The organism is Aureispira sp. CCB-E, assembly GCF_031326345.1.
In the GTDB taxonomy this organism is placed as follows: domain Bacteria; phylum Bacteroidota; class Bacteroidia; order Chitinophagales; family Saprospiraceae; genus Aureispira.
Genome location: NZ_CP133671.1, coordinates 3,310,160 through 3,327,244, shown reverse-complemented (window position 1 = coordinate 3,327,244; position 17,085 = coordinate 3,310,160). Strand labels below are relative to the sequence as shown.

The following is a 17,085-nucleotide window of genomic DNA, read 5'->3' as shown; positions in this document are numbered from 1 at the left end:
TACCTCATTCTATAACCTACAACCGATTAAATATGATGAATGATGACTATTTACTCATTGGCACTCTAATGGCACTAAAATAAGTCCAAAGAATAAACAAGACTTGAAGCGGTATCCTAAACCATAAGTAGGCTACTCCATTCCCGTCATAAGTTCCATTTTGATAGTCGACCTCTAAAATTGCGGCATTAATATTCGCAGGTAATAATAGGATAAAAAAGCCTAATAAAAACCAAGCGATTGCTTTTTGATATTTGGGAATATGCAACATTACTGCTGCTCCTATCTCCAATAATCCAGTCCCATATACAATTGGGATTTTGAACGGAACTATCGCTGGCAACATCATAGCCATGCCCTCTGTAAAGACAAAATGGGCAATTGCAGTAAAACACAGCATAATAGACAAAGCTATTCTAGCAGAAAGAGCTATTCGAAATCTTTGATTCTTTTTGGTAATGAATACTAAAATTAAAAAGCTCGTCAATAGTACAATTAATGGTTTCATATGTTTTATTCTAGTTGTTTAAATTTTCACAAAAGTGCAACAACTAAATCAACGAAACAATGAACCCAAGTTAAGAAATGCGCTTTCTAATTCTACTCAAAGCTTGAGGAGTAATCCCTATATAAGAAGCCAAATATTTTAGTGGGATAAATTGCAACAGTTCTGGACGTTCGTGAAATAACTTCAAATATCGCTCCTCCGCTGTATCGTTCAACAACGACAGTTCTCTTTGTGCCTTGATTTTGTACAAATTCTCTGCGGCAAGTCTCCCTATGGTATTTCCGATAGAAGTTTCGACATAAATAGATTGTAAATCATCATAAGACAAACTCCAAATACGACTTGGAGTCAATGTCTCTATCTTGCAAGCACTGGGCAATTGAGTAAGGAAAGAATCATAAGCACTAACAAATTCATTGTCAAAACAAAACCCAAAAGTTATATCGTTTTCGAATTTTGGAATAAAAAGTCGGACAATGCCTTTTTCAACAAAAGAAAGCCGCTGTTCAACCTTTCCCACCTCCAAAAGAATTGCTTTTTTAGGCAACTCTTGTAGCACCAGTTTTGATGAAAAAATCTCCCAATCGTTATCACTCAAAGGTACCATGCGGTTCAAATATGCCCTGATAACATCCATATAATATCATTCTAAGTTAAGGCTCAAAAAGAAAAGAGGCCCCCCCTTGCAATGAGAAGCCTCTGAAAAAACAGTACAAAAATTGCTAAATTACAAACCTATTATTTTATTAGAAACTTGTAAAAAGCATGGTAGAAAGGTAGTCAATCTTTCTACCTATATGCTTAAACGTTTAAACTAAAAATCAAGTTTCTTTTATATTGTATATTTTTCTTAACAAAATGTTAAAGTTTTGACAAATTCCAACTATTTGCCATTTTTAGTATACTAATTGAACTAAAAGCGATAGCCTAGGAGAACATATCCTCCTAAATGGATGATATTGGTTTTATCCTCGTTAGCATTCAACACACTATTTCCTTTAAAGATATTAGATGCGCCAATATCCGAACGAAGCCCATACCCTAATACAAATTTATCAATCAGTACTTCTTGCCCCAATGCCACTTTAAATCCAACATCAAATTGATGATAATCTGATTGTTTGTCAAAAAATAGAACACCATCGTAAAATAATTTCGCTTCTCTCATCACTCCTACATAAATCCCCGCTTGTGCTACTACCTTTGTATTAACGAGCTTTTTGCTATTTGTTTGCCAGATAGCATGCTTGTATGCCAATGAGAGCCTATTGTATTTCATGACCCACTCTTTGATATAAAAGACACCTTTTTGATACATGCCATATGCTTGTCGATTATCGGCATTAATTGAGAATTCAGCAACCAAAGCCCCTTTAGGAATAATTTGATACGATGCCCATAAGCCATAATTAGCAGCCAAACCAAAGTAATTTGTAGTTAAACTATTTTGGTCAAATCCCTCTCTAGTTTCATTATTCAACAACATTGTTGAATTAACGACCATAAAAGCACCAGCTTCCAACTTTCCTTCTACCAAATTCTTTTTTGCTTTTCGTTCTAGTTTCATTTCGTCCAACAACCGAATTGGCTCCACCGTATGACCTATTGCTAAAGGATTTATTGTAGAACGATCCAGCCATATTATATCGAATTGTTTTTTTGCTACAAGAGCCTCCTTATTTTTAAGGAAATTAGCATCCGACGGGCTCACTTTTGTCCCTTTAGAATCAATAGGCTGGCTACTTGTTGCTGCATGACTTGGCAAGAAACCTTTTTCAATTTCACTAGCTACAATTGGTAATTCATTATCAGAACTTGTTTCTTTTTTAGAATCAACTGCCAGTACTTTTTTGGATACATCAACTTGCTTATTACTCGACAGTTTGTTAGAAGACGAATGAAGTCCCCTTTGGGTTGGAAACTGAGCTATTAATTTTTTCTTTTTTGTTTTGGTATCCTTTGAATTATTAGAGTTTCTTGATGCTAATCTATTATTAGGTTTTTTTGATAATGGAGCAATAACAGGTTTAGATACACCTGATGGGGTATTTGTAGGATCTTTTTTAGTTACTAAAGGCATCAGTACCTGATCATTTGATTCCTTATTTTGCAACTGTTGAACGAAATCAGTACTTGGAATAGTATAAGGTTTATGTGTACAAGTTTTTAATAACAACAACAACAAGACCGCACTGGCTAGAAAAGCTAACATACGCCCACTCCAATCACTTACAATAGGCTCTTTGTCCAGCACTTTACTAATGCGTTCCCAAGTTTTGTCGATATTCAGTTGGCGACTAACAGCATACCATACTCTATTGGGTGTTTTCTTAGATTCTTGTGAAAGAAAGCCTTGTTTTAATTTGTTGTCTAAAACTTCATCTATGGATGTTGCAGAACTGCTTAATTCATCAGAAATAGCCCCCCACAAAAAAGCAGGTGCTATATTTTTAGTATTTGACAAAAAACCATCTTTGATTTTCTCATCTAGTACTGCATCTATTGAAGGCGTTTCATCTAGATTTTTTTCAACCTTTTGCCATATACCCAAAGGAGCTTTCTGTATTGGTATCTCAGAATGAGCTGCGTACACTTTTTCATCTAAAGATTTATCCACAGCCTCTTCCAAATCCATTTTGCCAACAATACGCCCCCAGAGGTCTGTAGGTGCTTGCTTTTGATAAGCATCAAAAGAAGTCTTTATTTTTGCATCAATATGTTGGTCCAAATTACTTTTCATTATTCTTACTCAGCAACTGTTTTAATAATGTTCTTGCACGGTGTAGCTGAGACTTTGAGGTTCCTTCACTAATGTCAAGCTTTTCAGCAATTTCTTTATGATTGTATCCTTCTACGGCATAAAGCTTGAGCACCATCGCAGCTCTAGAAGGCAACTCATTGACCAAAGCAATTAAGTCTTGGGCATCTATTTGCTCTAAAACATTGCCAATCGTTGGACTTATTGCCACCTGTGTATAGGATTCTAGTTTTTCTTCGTGTCGTTTTTGTTTTCGGTAGTGGTCTAATGCAGTATTGATAATAATTCGTCTTACCCAACCTTTTAGAGAGCTTTCAAAATTGAATTGTTCCAATTTTCTAAAAACCTTGATAAAGCCATCTTGGAGAATATCACAAGCAGCATCTTCATCGTTGTTATAAGAAAGACAAACACTATACATTTGGTCTGCATATTTTCGATAGAGCAATTCTTGGTACTGGCGCTCGTTGGCAATGCAACGTTGCACGAGTTCTCTCTCCGAAATATCGTTTATATCCAAATTATCTTTCACGCTCAGTTAGCTTTGTTTTACAAAAATCGCTTCAATAGCATTATTTTTTAACGAAGTTACAATGTCTTCATATAATTGTTTATTGATTTTACTGTTAATCAATATAGTATTTATTCCTTTAACCGAAACTTTTTCTGCCTTTTCTAAAGCTTTTTTGGGCAAAACAGCAAACCATTTAGCAGGATTGAGCAAAATAGTTGCCTTTGTTTTAGAATTTTGAAGCAAGTCAACTTCTTTATCGTTCTCAATCAAATCTTTGCCTACTATTGAAAATGTTTCCAATTGATTCAACTCAAAGCGAATAGGATAAGAAGTACCGAAAGAATTTTTAAAAATTCCATCAATTACCATATTAGCTTCTTCTTTGTTGGGTACGGTTTTTATTTCTAGATTGATTCCTGTATAAGTACCTTGCGGGACATCAAACTCTAATCCTTCTACATTTGCCGCTCCAAAAGTTGTATTAATCTTCTGCTCATAATGTTTTGTAAAATAAACATCTGCCCCTTGCACTCTTTTGCCATCAAACTGAAAGGACTCAATTACAATATAACCATTTTTAAAAAATAAAGCACCGTCCATAATGGTCTCTTCTTCTAGGTCAATCTCAAAACAAACTTGAGTTGGCTGTTTCCACTGATTTACTTTAGAACAAGCAAAAATCCCCAGAATAAAAAAGCAAAAAATTTTTAACCCCATAGCATATCATTTTCTTTTAAGACGTCTTTAAATTTTGATAGGTTGGAAGTATCTATTTTTTTTTATTTACAACACTATTATCAGATTGTCCTCAAACAGCATACACGCTAGAGTTACAACAATATATTTATATTAAATTAATAAAAAATTATCCAAAAAAATAGAATCAAGATTTTGTTTTATATTTTTTTTATTGTAGTTTGAATTAAAAGATAGCCAGTTATACATTCAACAACAAAGTATGATTACTTTGAGATTTTGTATTTAAACGTCCCATAACCAAATTTTATTCACCACTTCCCCAAAATTTAAACATGAAAAGTTTAAAGAAAAATTTCCCACTAATCCTTTTCTTACTATGCACAGGATTTGTACTCAATGCACAAAATGCACAACAACATTTGCACAGTCATGGAACACCACACCAAGAATGTGCTACACACGCAACTCAAGGGCAACTTGACTACATGAACAGAACCCTGAGAGAGCGCCAAAGTTATGTTGACAATGGGCGTTCAGGAACAATTTATATTCCTGTTCGACACATTATTGTCCGTAAAACAGATGGTACAGGAGGAATCTCCAATACCAATTTACAAAATGCAATGGATGGATTAAATGCCGCTTATGCGGTTGCCAATGTACAGTTCTACGAGTGTAGTAGAGCCTATGTAAACGACGATACTTATTACACTTTTGAAACCTCCGAAGAAGCAGCTTTAGCAGCAGCTTATGAAGTTTCTAATGTAGTAAATGTCTTTCATTGTAATACCGTTTCTAATGGTGCAGGAAGTTCTTACTGCGGATATGCCTACTATCCTGGAGGTGCCGATAGAATTTTCATGGCCAACGGCTGTACCACCAATGGAAGCACATTGATTCACGAATTTGGGCATTACTTTTCTGTTCGTCACACCCACAACGCTGGTAATGAGCTAGTCAATGGTAGCAACTGTAGTACTGCTGGTGATCAAATTTGTGACACTCCTGCCGATCCTAATTTATCAGGTAAAGTAAATGGTTCTTGTGTTTATACAGGTACTGATGTAGATGCAAATGGTGATAGCTATACGCCACAAACGACCAACTATATGTCGTATTCCAGAAAAAGCTGTAGAACAGTATTCACGCCTGGGCAAATTGCTCGTCTTCGTTATAGTGCCATCAACGATAGAGCTTATTTGACCTGTTCTTGTTTTACGTATGATTTTGTAGGTTCTCACAACCTTGGTACCGATGTTACTAGCCACAATTATACTGTTTCTGCCAATACATCACTAACTACTGTTTATAACTGTGACAGCGATCCTCAACAACTACGTGTTGGTTCTTGTTCTGCTTCTGGCGGAGACTTTGTTAGTGTAGAGTTTGACGTGCCTGCTGGTACAGACAAACTAAGATTGTTACTCAAAGGTGGTTGGCAAAACAATCATAGCGAAGTGCACATTGACGGACAATACCAACGTGATTTTACTTTATCAACTACCAACTGTAGCAGCGGTTATACCTATGTTTATGTTTACAATATTTCTAATCATACACAAGATGGAAAAGTAGTTATCAAATTGGTTGATCCTGAAGCAGGTTGTACAGGAGATTTTAACATTGATTACATGTATGTATATGCAGCCAATTGTAACCAAAGTGGCTATGCAAAAATTCCATATTTCACCAACTTCAACTCTGGTGTATTAGATAATTACTGGTTGACGCAAAGTTCTAACGAATTTGGACGTGCTGAATTGACCAATGCCAATGGTCCTTATTCTGGAGCCTATCACTTGGTGATGGATGTCAATACTAATAATAACTATGCTACCAATCAAGCTGATTTAAGAGTTGACTTATCTGGATGTACTAGTCCTAAGATACTCTTCAGATGGAAAGAGTTTTTAGATGAAACACATACACAAGATGGCGTTTATTTATCAGACGATGGTGGTGAGAACTTTGTTAAGGTCCATGACCTAACGGGAGCAGCCAACAACACTTGGACAGCTGTTACACTTGACTTGGCTGCTTTGGCTACTGCCAATAGCCTAACACTAAGTGAAGAATTTGTTATCCGTTTCCAACAGTATGACAATTATGGTGCTACGACTGACGGAATTGCTATTGACTATGTCTATGTTTATGGTTGTAACAACGTTCCTTCTCCGATGGTTATGATAACAGACAACGATCGAGCTAAAGGAGATGTACTTAGTGTATACCCTGGATCAGGAAATGAAACCAATGATGCTCTTACAACTAGCGTAGAAAAAATTGCTAACAAAGCAGAAGTGGATTTATTCCCTAACCCTGCCAATCAAATTATTAGTCTAAACTTTAGACAATTCAAAGCAGATGATGAGTTAACGGTTAAAGTAATTAGTATGTTGGGTGCTGTTCAGTATACGACAACACACACTATTAATAATGCTCAATCTGATATTTTAGAATTATCTGTAGAACAGCTACCTGCTGGAGTCTATAGCGTTATCATAGAAAACGCAACAACAACCGTTACCAACAAACCTTTTGTCATCAAACGCTAAGTTCAGTTACACTACATGACAAATGTGCAAAGCAATTACTCTTCGGAGTAATTGCTTTTTTTTAGGTACTTCTGAACTTTCTTGAATCAAGAATGGTTGTACAACAAACATTCTTATAAATCGTCTATAATATATTCGTCAATATGCGTTGGAAAGTAAAAAAAGAAACTTCCAAACTTTGGATTTTAGAGGAAGGTAATTGTGACTAGCTACTCTTATGAAAATAGATGTTTAAAATTCTACTAATTTTAAATAGAAAATTCTATTTTCGCAACACTAGATTTTAAATTACATAATTTATTAGTTTGTAAAGAACTAATTCAAATCCAATATAGCATAATGCAACATCAATATATCCAAGATTTTGCTCAATACGAAGATGGAACCGAAGTCACTATAAAAGGCTGGATTGACAAACCTCGTAACAGCAAAACCAACCACTTTTTTGATTTCCGTGATGGTACTGGTTTTACTCAATGTGTCGTTTCTTTAGACACTGTTGGGGAAGAAGCTTTTGAGCAAGCCAAACGCTTGACAGTAGAAAGCTCTGTTGCTTTTACAGGCAAGCTTCTACGCAACGATAAAAGTTTAGGTGGATACGAAATACAAGTTAGCAGTTATGATATTTATCATATCGCAACCGATTTTCCCATTACAAAATCAGATGGTGAGCACGGTCCTAACTTTTTGGAAGAACGTCGCCATCTTTGGCTCCGCAGACGACGCCAATGGGCCATCAATCGAGTAAGAAACCAACTGATTATGGGAATCCATGATTTTTTCCAAAAGGATGGTTTCGTTCAAATGGATGCTCCCTTGATGACAGGTTCTGCTTGTGAAGGAACAACCGATTTATTTGAAACAGACTTCTTTGGACAACCTGCTTATTTGTCTCAATCTGGACAATTATATGCCGAAGCGATGGCAATGGCAATGAACAAGGTCTATACCTTCGGTCCTACTTTCCGTTCGGAAAAATCAAATACACCACGCCACTTAGCTGAATTCTGGATGATAGAGCCTGAGGTTGCTTTTGCAACCAACGAAGATAACATGGTTCTCATTGAACGTTTTGTAAAACACGTTATCGCTCATGTCTTGGATAAATGTAAAATCGAATTTGACTTGCTGGAAAGAGATACTTCTAAACTACAAGCAGTTGTCGATGGTAAATTCCCACAAGTCGCTTATTCTGATGCGGTCAAAATTCTAAATGGATTGGTGGATGTTGATGGCAAGAATGCTATTCAGCTTCAAGAAGATGACTTAGCAGCAGCAAGAGCATTAATCGTTCGTCACAAAGAAGAAATTGCAACACGAGAAAAGGCGATTAAAGCAGGTATGAAAAAGGGAGCTAGAAAACACAGCGAACAAGTTATTGCCAAATTGCAAGCCGAAATAAAAATTGCTGAAGAACAAGAAAGAAACATTCCCAAATGGATTGAATCAGCCAAAAACTTCAAACATGGAGAGGATTTAGGTAGCTCAGACGAAACGGTACTAACTCGCGTATTCTCTACTCCTGTGATGGTTTATAACTGGCCTACTAAGATTAAAGCATTTTACATGAAGGAAGTCGATGGAAATCCTGAATTTGTAAAAGGAGTCGATCTATTAGCTCCAGATGGCTTTGGTGAAATCATTGGTGGTTCTGAAAGGGAAACAGATATTGACATTTTGTTGAAAAAGATTGAGGAGCATGAATTAGATCAAGCTGATTTTGAGTGGTACCTTGACTTACGTCGCTTTGGTTCTGTCCCTCATGCGGGTTTTGGTTTGGGCTTAGAGCGTTTGGTTCGTTGGTGTTGTGACTTGCATCACGTTAGAGAAACCATTCCATTCCCTCGTCGCTATGGACATATCAAGCCTTAAGTAAGATAATTAGTATTTATACCAATAGTTTACAAATGAACAACCCTTAACTACAACAAAAGTAGTTAAGGGTTGTTTAAATTTATATTTTATAATAGTAGTTAGCTTAGTTACTCCCTGCGGTCATGAGCCAGCAAGCTGGGTTCGCTGCTACTTCGTGGTCGTTGATGTTTACGTTTTTAGCTCGCTGCGCTCGTAAAATCGCAAGCTCAGTCACCAAAAAAAATAAAAAACCACACTTACACTGACTTGATAATCAAAATTTTAATAAAAGACACAACAAGTTTACAACTTGTTAATTATCGTGAGCGCAGCTAACTATTGTTATAAAAAATAATTAAATAAAAGCGTCTACCACATAACGTTCCCCTCCTTCTTTGATCGCATCAAACCATTTTTCAGCTTCTTGTTCAGACACATTTGCCATGCTCTTGTAAATATTAACAAATGTTTTTTGAACTGCAGGTACCATATACTGACCATCTCCACAAACAAACACTTTGGCTCCCTGTTGGAAAAGTTGGTATACTTTCTCTCGTTCTGCCCATAATTTATGTTGAACAAATTTAATCTCATCATCAAAGGCACTATATGCCCTAAATACTTTGACAATATTTTCTTTCTCCCATTGATTAAATTCATCAACATATAGTGCGTCAACATTGGGATGATCACAACCAAAAAACAACACAGTCTCCCCGATAGCCTGCCCTTTGGATTTAAGAACAGATCGCTCTTGAACAAATCCTCTGAAAGGAGCTATACCGCTACCTGCCGCAATCATAATAACTGGCACAGTAGGGTCTTCTGGAAGATGAAAAGCGGTCGCTGCTGGTTGGGTTTCAATTTGGACTTGTCCGCCAACAGGCAAGCCAGCCAAGTAATTGGATGCTAAACCTTTATAGTCACCCTGCCCTGACCAAGCAGGCGAATGAACAACAGCAACCGTTAGAGCCACCTTTTGATTATCTAAATAAGGGGATGAAGCAATGGAATACAAGCGAGTTTTTATCGGTGGAAGCATTTTTAGCAACTCTTTCAAAGGAATATCAACAGACATATAGCGCTCTAACAAATCTAAAACACTAATTCGTTTCTTTAAAACTTCTTTTTCATAGACTTCTTTTGGCACCAATGCTTCTAAGGCATGCTTTTCAGGAGGACACAAACAATAAGATGCTAATGTCTCTATTTGTTTGGGTGTAGCTGGTTGCCCTAATTCTACATAATTGGTAAAAATATCAAGCAGTGTAATAGGATAACCAACGGGCAAATGAAACTGTTGCATAGCTTCCGCTTGAATTGTAATTTGTGTATCTACGCTATAGCCCAAGCGGCGAAAAATTCGATCAATATTTTCTTTGGGATTGCTAGGAAGAATGGACAAATAATCTCCTGAATTATACTCCATCCCTTTAGGTAACTCAATCTCTATGTGCCTTTTCGAGCGTCCTAAAGGATGTGTCATATCGACCAACTCTTCGTTCCTTAAAACGATCCCTTTTCGTAGAATCTTTTGTTCAAGCGTCTTCAATCGGTCATTCGATATTTTTACCGAAAAATCTTGCCCTTTCAGGATTTCACGAGGCATTTTTGCCCAAAACATCTCTTGCCATTTCTCAAAATCATCATAAACATTGGCAGCACCATTCAAGGCTCCTCTTTCTACAATAGGCTTTGCTCCCATTTTAAATAATAATTGATCTACTTGTGTAGGAACAGCTTGATACGTTTTCACCCAATCTTTATGCCCACACCCCAACACGGCATAAGACATACCTTTAAGTTTTCCATCTTGAAGCTCCTCCAACCATTCTAAAAATTTTACAGCATTTCTTGGCGGTTTTCCCTCGTAGGAAGCGGTCACAATAACCGTAGGTACTTTGGGGCTAAGTTGGTCAATTGCATCGTCCATAGCACTTATTGTTGGTCGATATCCAAATTGACAAGCTTGCTGGTAAATATTTCGAGCAAATCCTTCGGAAAGCCCTGTATTAGATCCAAATAAGATTAATAATGGTTTTCCAGTAGTACGGTCTACAGGTAAATCAACTACTTCTTTAACTTTTTTCTGTTTATTAGAAGCTTCGTTTTCTATGATAATTTCTTTTCTTTTCACCCTCATTTTAAAATCATCGGGTTTGATTGTAATTGCTTCTTTTATTTTTAGTTGATAATTGGGGTTATCCCTAGATATCTCAAATCGTTGTAACAACATAGATAATGCTAAAACAGCTTCTTGTATGGCAAAAAAGCGACCAATACAAGCCCTTCTACCACTACCAAAAGGTTTAAAACAGTCCTCTGGAAGTTGATCTATATTGTTGGCAGCAAAGCGTTCGGGACGAAACTGCTCGACATCTTCTCCCCAAACTGTTTTATCTTTATGCAACCACTCTATTAGAACCGTTACCGTCTCATCCTTTTTGATTAAATACTCACCACCTATCACAGTATCTTCCAGTGCAGCAACACTATACATGGGCGCAATTGGATGCAATCGCAAGGTTTCTTTCAAAATTTGATCGATATACATCAACTTCGGAAGATGATCTATTGTTGGTTGTTGATTACCTAATACCTTATCAACTTCTGCTTGAGCTAGCTTTAATTTATCAGGGTTGTTCAACAACTCATAAATAGCAAAAGTCAACAGCCCACTAGTCGTTTCATGTCCTGCGATCAAAAATGTAATCATTTGATTTTTAATATTCTCATCCGTAAGCCGTTCGCCACTAATTGGATCAACACCATTTAACATAACATTCAGCAAATCGTTGTACTTATGTCTATTCGGATCTTTTTTTCTGGTTTGAACAATTTCAGCACCAACTGTATGCATGTATTCAATATTAGAAAAATACGTCCGATTGGTATTGACCATTAACTTTGTTTGAAGAGGAAATCGAACAATCCGATTTCCCATTTCTGTCAAGCTATCAACCATTGATTTGACAAAAGGATGTAACTCATCTGAATAAAAACTATTAAATCGGTAGTTAAAGCTGCATAGAGCAATCGTATCTAGTGTCAGTTTTGTCATTTCGTCTGAAACATCAAATACGTGTGCCTCTCCCATTCGCTCAAATTTTAGCATCATTTGCTCGGCTATATCCAACATTTGTGGAAATAAATTTCGAATAGCTACGGGACCAAAAGCGGGCATCAACAACCGATGTGCTTTGCCCCATGCCAAACTATTCGTGTCAGCGGTTACCAATCCATCGCCCAACAGCTTTTGTATCTCTTTGAACGATTGATTGACGTTTTTAGCAAAACGACTTTCATCAGAAACCTCATGTACTAATTCTTGAGATCCTAAAATGATCATATTGTTGTTAGGTAACAACAGCTTAAAAATTCGACCAGCCTCAAAATCTTTGGCAATAGCAGATAAACTTTGGCTAAAAGCTTTAGGGCTAATTAATTTGAGGTTGCCAAGGAACGGGAATGTTTTTGGAGTTGGGATGCTTGAATTCGACATCTTATTTGTTTTATTTTTATAGTTTTAATAAATATATATTTATGTATATCTATTCCATGCTTATCTTTTTTTAATCTAGAGGTTGTTTCAAATTGCGTCTTTTTTAAATAGGAGTTTCTCCAAAAGGAGCAGCGAAGCTAATTTTTTGATTTAAACAACTTCTCAATCTAACTAAACTAATTTTCGATATTGCGAAGGGGTTACACCGACTTTCTTTTTAAAAAGCCGACTAAAATATTGAGGATATTCAAAACCTAATTGAAAAGCAATTTGAGCAACAGAATCTTCATTGTTAAATAGCAACGTTTTGGCTTTATTAATAACTTGAGTGTGAACATGCTCTAACGTACTTTTCCCTGTCTCTTTTTTTAATAGGTTGCCCAGATAATTTCTAGACAAATTCATTTCTTTGGCCAATCTTTCCACCGTAGGCAAACCATTTCTTTCAAGCTCTTGAGCCGATAAGAGTGCTTTTAGTGTTTTCTCAAAGCGTATGATAATGTTGGTATACTCTAACTTTTTAGCCATAAACTGCCGATTGTAAAATCGTTCTATATATGTAAACAATAATACAATTTGATGTACCCAAACAGTCGTGCTATAATCGTCAATCAATTGATACTCGCCGAGAATATTGTTCAAAATAGTCTGAATAATTTCTTTCTCCTGAACTGAGATTTGTAGTGCCTCATTTAGATTATAAGCTAAAAAGTTGTACTGTGCTATCTGCTCATAGGTAGGAGAAGAACGAATTAAATCGGGATGAAAAACAATTCCCCAAACTTCGACTCCTTCTCGGCTAACAATATCGTATACTTGAACAATTTGATCTGGACGTAACACAATTAGGGTTCCTTGGTTTAATTCTATATCTTTTCTCCCATACGAAAAACTAGAGTGTACTCTTTTATTGTATAATAAAATTACATAAAAGGGATTTAACAACTCTACTTTAACGAGGTCTACCGTAAAAGTTGACTCCGTAAAGTTTATCACTGAAATTAAAGGGTGCTTGGGTTCAGGACAGCCTATAATCCCATGCAACTCAGCCAGTGTTCTAATATAAATTGGTTCCATATAAATTGATATAGATAAATGTTGACCAATAATCATTCAAAAGAAACCCATACATTGCCTTTCCAGCTTTTGGCAATCTACGCTTATCCTTCACAACAATCATTTATACAAAAGTAAGCACTCTACAACATAGATTTGTATACAAATGCATTATAATTGAATACTTTTCACATATCTAGCCTTTCTATATAACAAGCAGCTCCCGCCAATTCGCCTATTTTGGAAAATTTGACTCTCAAAGTTTTGTTTGGGCAGTTATCAATACTAAAACTATATTTTACTACAAAAGTCCACAACTTTATTCGTGATAATCGCTAATAGTTATTTTTTAATGATTTATTTTCTCCTTCTACTTAGCTTTTTATTAATTTAGAGCAATGCTTAATTCCCCATTATTAAAACCTACTTAGTATGAATAAGGAGTACCTTAAATTAGAACTAGAAAAAAGCAAACAGACTACCTTACAATTTTTTAATTTGCCCTTAGATGATCTCGATAAGCGCTATGCTCCTGGTAAGTGGACGATAAGACAAATCTTGCACCACTTAGCAGATGCTGAAACGATTCTTTACGAACGTATTCGCCGTGTCATTAGTGGTCCTCAACAAGTTCTTTGGGTCTTTGATCAAGATCGTTTTTGCGAACAACTAAATTATGACAAATTCCCACTAGAGATTAATAAAGATATTTTTAATGTCACTAGAAGAGCTATGATTTACGTTCTAGAGCAGCATTACGATGATAAAAAAGCTTTGACTTTCATTCATAGCAAAACTGGAAAGCGGACTTTGGGTGACGAATTTGAAAAGGTAGCTTGGCACAACGAACATCATCTCAATCAAATTCGCCAAGCACTAAAATTTGGTTAGGTAATTTCAAGTAATAATAATCTTTGTTTCTCTAGAACACACCATACTGACTACCAAAACAATATACTTTAACGGCGTTTTCTCTCCCAAACTAATCCTCCAAAGAAGGCAACAAAAATAACAATAGGTTGTTATTTTAGTAACTAGACTTCGATAATTTCTAGTTTCTACAATTTATTGTGTTTGCTTTCTTATTAAAAATGCTCTTTTAGTTGACTAAAAAAATAATAGCATTTATCAAGCACTATAACCATAAACACATCAATGAGCACTCAAAAAAATTCTGAAAAACGACTAGCCGTTCTTATTGACGGTGACAATATACCTTCTGCCTACATCAAAGAAATGATGGAAGAAATTGCCAAATATGGCATTCCTACTATAAAAAGAATTTATGGCGATTGGACAAGACCACACCTAAAAAAATGGAAAAATTTACTTTTAACCAATGCTATTACTCCGATACAACAGTATGCTTATACTAGAGGAAAAAATGCAACGGATTCTGCAATGATTATTGATGCTATGGATATTTTGTATTCTGGCAAAGTAGATGGCTTTTGCATCGTTTCTAGTGATAGCGATTTTACTCGTCTAGCTACTCGATTGCGAGAAGCTGGTATGAATGTCATTGGCATTGGAGAGAGAAAAACCCCTGAGCCGTTTATCGTTGCCTGCGATCGTTTTATTTATGTTGAAATCTTGAAACCTAAACTTGAAAAGATCATCTCCAAAGGCAAGGCGTCAAGCAAAATCAAAAAAGATGAAAAAGACGATTTTGAGCCTGTTACGCCCAAAGTAAAACGCTTGATCGAAAATACTATTTCTGACGTTGCCGATGATGATGGCTGGGCTTTTTTGGGAGATGTTGGTTCTCTACTACAAAAAAAGCAACCTAATTTTGATGCTAGAAATTATGGGTTTCCCAAACTAACACCTTTGATTAAATCCGTTAAGTCTATTGAAATCGACGAACGAGAATCGGGGCGCAGCAAAAGTCGCTTAATTTATGTCCGAGTAAAATAGTTTAACATAAAATTATTCTACTTTCAGTTGGAATTAACCTTAATTAACCCTCTTTAACTTTAATACATACAGATTCCAAGTAGTTTTACTTTGTAATGTTTTTACTTCAAACAAACAAAATAAAATGAAACCAATCACCTACTTAGGAATCTTAATTTTATTCCTAAACAATTTCCCCCTATTGGCACAAAACACCATTCACATTCCTTGTGGAAATGCGCCAACTATAAATGGTTCCTTCTCTAGTAATGAATGGCAAGATGCCAATAAAGTTGATTTACTCATTCAAAATGGCGCCAATACCGTTCAAGTCTTTTTTAAACACGATAGTTTGAACCTATATGTCGCTTTTGTTGACCACTTACAATCTTCTAACATTCGTTTTCCTGAGATTCTATTAGATGTTAATCACGACAAAAGCCCTAGTTGGATGCCTGACGACTGGTGGTTTCATGTTTCTGCAACAGACTGCGAATCGCAAGGGCAACCTAATAATTACGACAGTTGCCAACTCGTTCGCCCCAACTGGGTTGCAGCTAATAATTTTGATCAAAATCCTCCTCAAACAGATACTGTTGAGATAAAAATCCCTTTCAGTACCATCCATTTAAACTCCAATACTACGGATAGCATAGGAATTGCTTTTGATGTCACCAATACATTCAACTCATGGGAGTACTGGCCTGCCGCTGCCAACTATAATAGTCCTGCAAGTTGGGCAACAGGTATACTAGGCTGTTCTAGCCTCTTGAACAAAACTAAACTAAATTCTCCCATAGAAACAATTTCTATTTACCCCAACCCTAGTAATGGTCATGTTGTAGTAGACCTACATCCTCTACAACAGACAATAAAGCAGTTGATGGTCTACAACCTTCTTGGTGAGTTGGTCTACCAATCTAACTTCCATCCGACCAATTCAAAAGATCTAAATCTTCAACTAGCGAATGGTATCTATCTAATAAAAGTACAAACGACGCAAAAAGAATATACAAAAAAAATAATCATTGAATAAAGTAAGGCTGTTCCATCTATTCTATATCTCGCTAAGGTGAGGTATAGAATAGGTGTTTTCTTATATCCCTTCTCTAAGCATTTTTTTTATCAATGATATTTGACCTAAGTGGTAATAACTATGCTCAATAATTGCTTCAATATTTCTACGGTAATTCCCATACTTTTCATCGACAAAACTTTTTTCCAACTGTTCGTCAGACATTTTTTCTACACAATTAGCAAATTGTTCCGCATTACTCCACATAGAATTTAGAAGGTTGTCCCAATCGCTTTCGCATGTTATTTCGGGGCAATCAAAACTATACTTGTCTCGAATATCTAGCGTCCCTCCTTCCAAGACATTTAATACACCTGCTACATAATAATCAATGTGATACGTTAGCCCATGAATGGTATTCAAAGAACCTATCTTTCGAATTGCTTCTTGCCACGATATACCAGACAACATTTCTTTACAATTCGTATTTGCAATCCATTGACCACTCAGAAGTACTTCTCTAAAGCGGTTTGCGATTTGTTTTGATTGTTTCATTGGTTCAAATATTAATTCAGGAATAAATATGATTTAAGTAATTTATTAAAAGTAATCAAGTAAGTCGACATAAAAAACTTAGCAAACAAGAAAAAAATAAGATATCGAAAATGAATATTAAATCGAGCAAGTACTCAATGGTAAAAGCGTTTGCCAGAAATATTATTCTGACA

Annotated in this window: 13 protein-coding genes; 5 read left to right on the top strand and 8 right to left on the bottom strand. The window is 35.9% G+C overall.

The genetic code is table 11. The features are described 5' to 3' along the window. Window positions 1-46 precede the first annotated feature (46 nt). The 5 genes from QP953_RS12855 to QP953_RS12835 all read right to left on the bottom strand — a co-directional run bounded on the left by QP953_RS12855 (window position 47) and on the right by QP953_RS12835 (window position 4,497). Window positions 47-508: a hypothetical protein gene (locus tag QP953_RS12855; RefSeq protein ID WP_309555348.1), complete on the bottom strand. Its 462-nt coding sequence runs from the start codon at window positions 506-508 to the stop codon at window positions 47-49. A gap of 70 nt (window positions 509-578) precedes the next feature. Continuing rightward, window positions 579-1,145: a Crp/Fnr family transcriptional regulator gene (locus QP953_RS12850; protein WP_052595337.1), complete on the bottom strand. Its 567-nt coding sequence runs from the start codon at window positions 1,143-1,145 to the stop codon at window positions 579-581. 276 nt (window positions 1,146-1,421) lie between these two features. After that, window positions 1,422-3,248 carry a hypothetical protein gene (locus QP953_RS12845; RefSeq protein WP_309555347.1) on the bottom strand — a complete coding sequence of 609 codons (1,827 nt, stop codon included), beginning with the start codon at window positions 3,246-3,248 and terminating at the stop codon, window positions 1,422-1,424. Beyond that, a complete protein-coding gene (locus QP953_RS12840) occupies window positions 3,238-3,798 on the bottom strand; it encodes an RNA polymerase sigma factor (protein WP_231512776.1) in 561 nt (186 codons plus the stop codon). The genes QP953_RS12845 and QP953_RS12840 overlap by 11 nt, the downstream gene beginning before the upstream one ends. Window positions 3,799-3,804: 6 nt before the next feature. Continuing rightward, the gene (locus QP953_RS12835) at window positions 3,805-4,497 is read right to left on the bottom strand and encodes a hypothetical protein (RefSeq protein WP_309555346.1); all 693 of its coding nucleotides are present in this window, start codon (window positions 4,495-4,497) and stop codon (window positions 3,805-3,807) included. A 314-nt stretch (window positions 4,498-4,811) separates the two neighbouring features. Here QP953_RS12835 and QP953_RS12830 point away from each other — a divergent pair, with 314 nt between their 5' ends. Both QP953_RS12830 and QP953_RS12825 read left to right on the top strand, forming a co-directional pair. Beyond that, the gene (locus tag QP953_RS12830) at window positions 4,812-7,034 is read left to right on the top strand and encodes a M43 family zinc metalloprotease (protein WP_052595344.1); all 2,223 of its coding nucleotides are present in this window, start codon (window positions 4,812-4,814) and stop codon (window positions 7,032-7,034) included. A gap of 339 nt (window positions 7,035-7,373) precedes the next feature. After that, the gene (locus QP953_RS12825; protein ID WP_052595345.1) at window positions 7,374-8,906 is read left to right on the top strand and encodes an asparagine--tRNA ligase; all 1,533 of its coding nucleotides are present in this window, start codon (window positions 7,374-7,376) and stop codon (window positions 8,904-8,906) included. A gap of 337 nt (window positions 8,907-9,243) precedes the next feature. Here QP953_RS12825 and QP953_RS12820 read toward each other — a convergent pair whose 3' ends face one another. Further along, window positions 9,244-12,390 (bottom strand): cytochrome P450, encoded by a 3,147-nt coding sequence (locus tag QP953_RS12820; protein WP_309555344.1) that lies wholly within the window; start codon window positions 12,388-12,390, stop codon window positions 9,244-9,246. Between the two features lie 171 nt (window positions 12,391-12,561). Then, the gene (locus tag QP953_RS12815) at window positions 12,562-13,467 is read right to left on the bottom strand and encodes an AraC family transcriptional regulator (protein WP_063833070.1); all 906 of its coding nucleotides are present in this window, start codon (window positions 13,465-13,467) and stop codon (window positions 12,562-12,564) included. Between the two features lie 411 nt (window positions 13,468-13,878). Between QP953_RS12815 and QP953_RS12810 the strand changes: the two genes are divergently transcribed. The 3 genes from QP953_RS12810 to QP953_RS12800 all read left to right on the top strand — a co-directional run bounded on the left by QP953_RS12810 (window position 13,879) and on the right by QP953_RS12800 (window position 16,378). Further along, window positions 13,879-14,337, top strand: coding sequence for a DinB family protein (locus tag QP953_RS12810; protein WP_052595353.1), 459 nt, complete (start codon window positions 13,879-13,881; stop codon window positions 14,335-14,337). 264 nt (window positions 14,338-14,601) lie between these two features. Further along, window positions 14,602-15,363: an NYN domain-containing protein gene (locus QP953_RS12805; protein WP_052595355.1), complete on the top strand. Its 762-nt coding sequence runs from the start codon at window positions 14,602-14,604 to the stop codon at window positions 15,361-15,363. Window positions 15,364-15,487: 124 nt separating this feature from the next. Next, entirely contained in the window at window positions 15,488-16,378 is an 891-nt protein-coding gene (locus tag QP953_RS12800; RefSeq protein ID WP_309555343.1) for a T9SS type A sorting domain-containing protein, read from the top strand. A gap of 60 nt (window positions 16,379-16,438) precedes the next feature. Here the strand turns inward: QP953_RS12800 and QP953_RS12795 are convergent, their stop codons facing one another. Continuing rightward, window positions 16,439-16,912 carry a DUF1572 domain-containing protein gene (locus tag QP953_RS12795; protein WP_309555342.1) on the bottom strand — a complete coding sequence of 158 codons (474 nt, stop codon included), beginning with the start codon at window positions 16,910-16,912 and terminating at the stop codon, window positions 16,439-16,441. Between the last annotated feature and the right edge of the window lie 173 nt (window positions 16,913-17,085).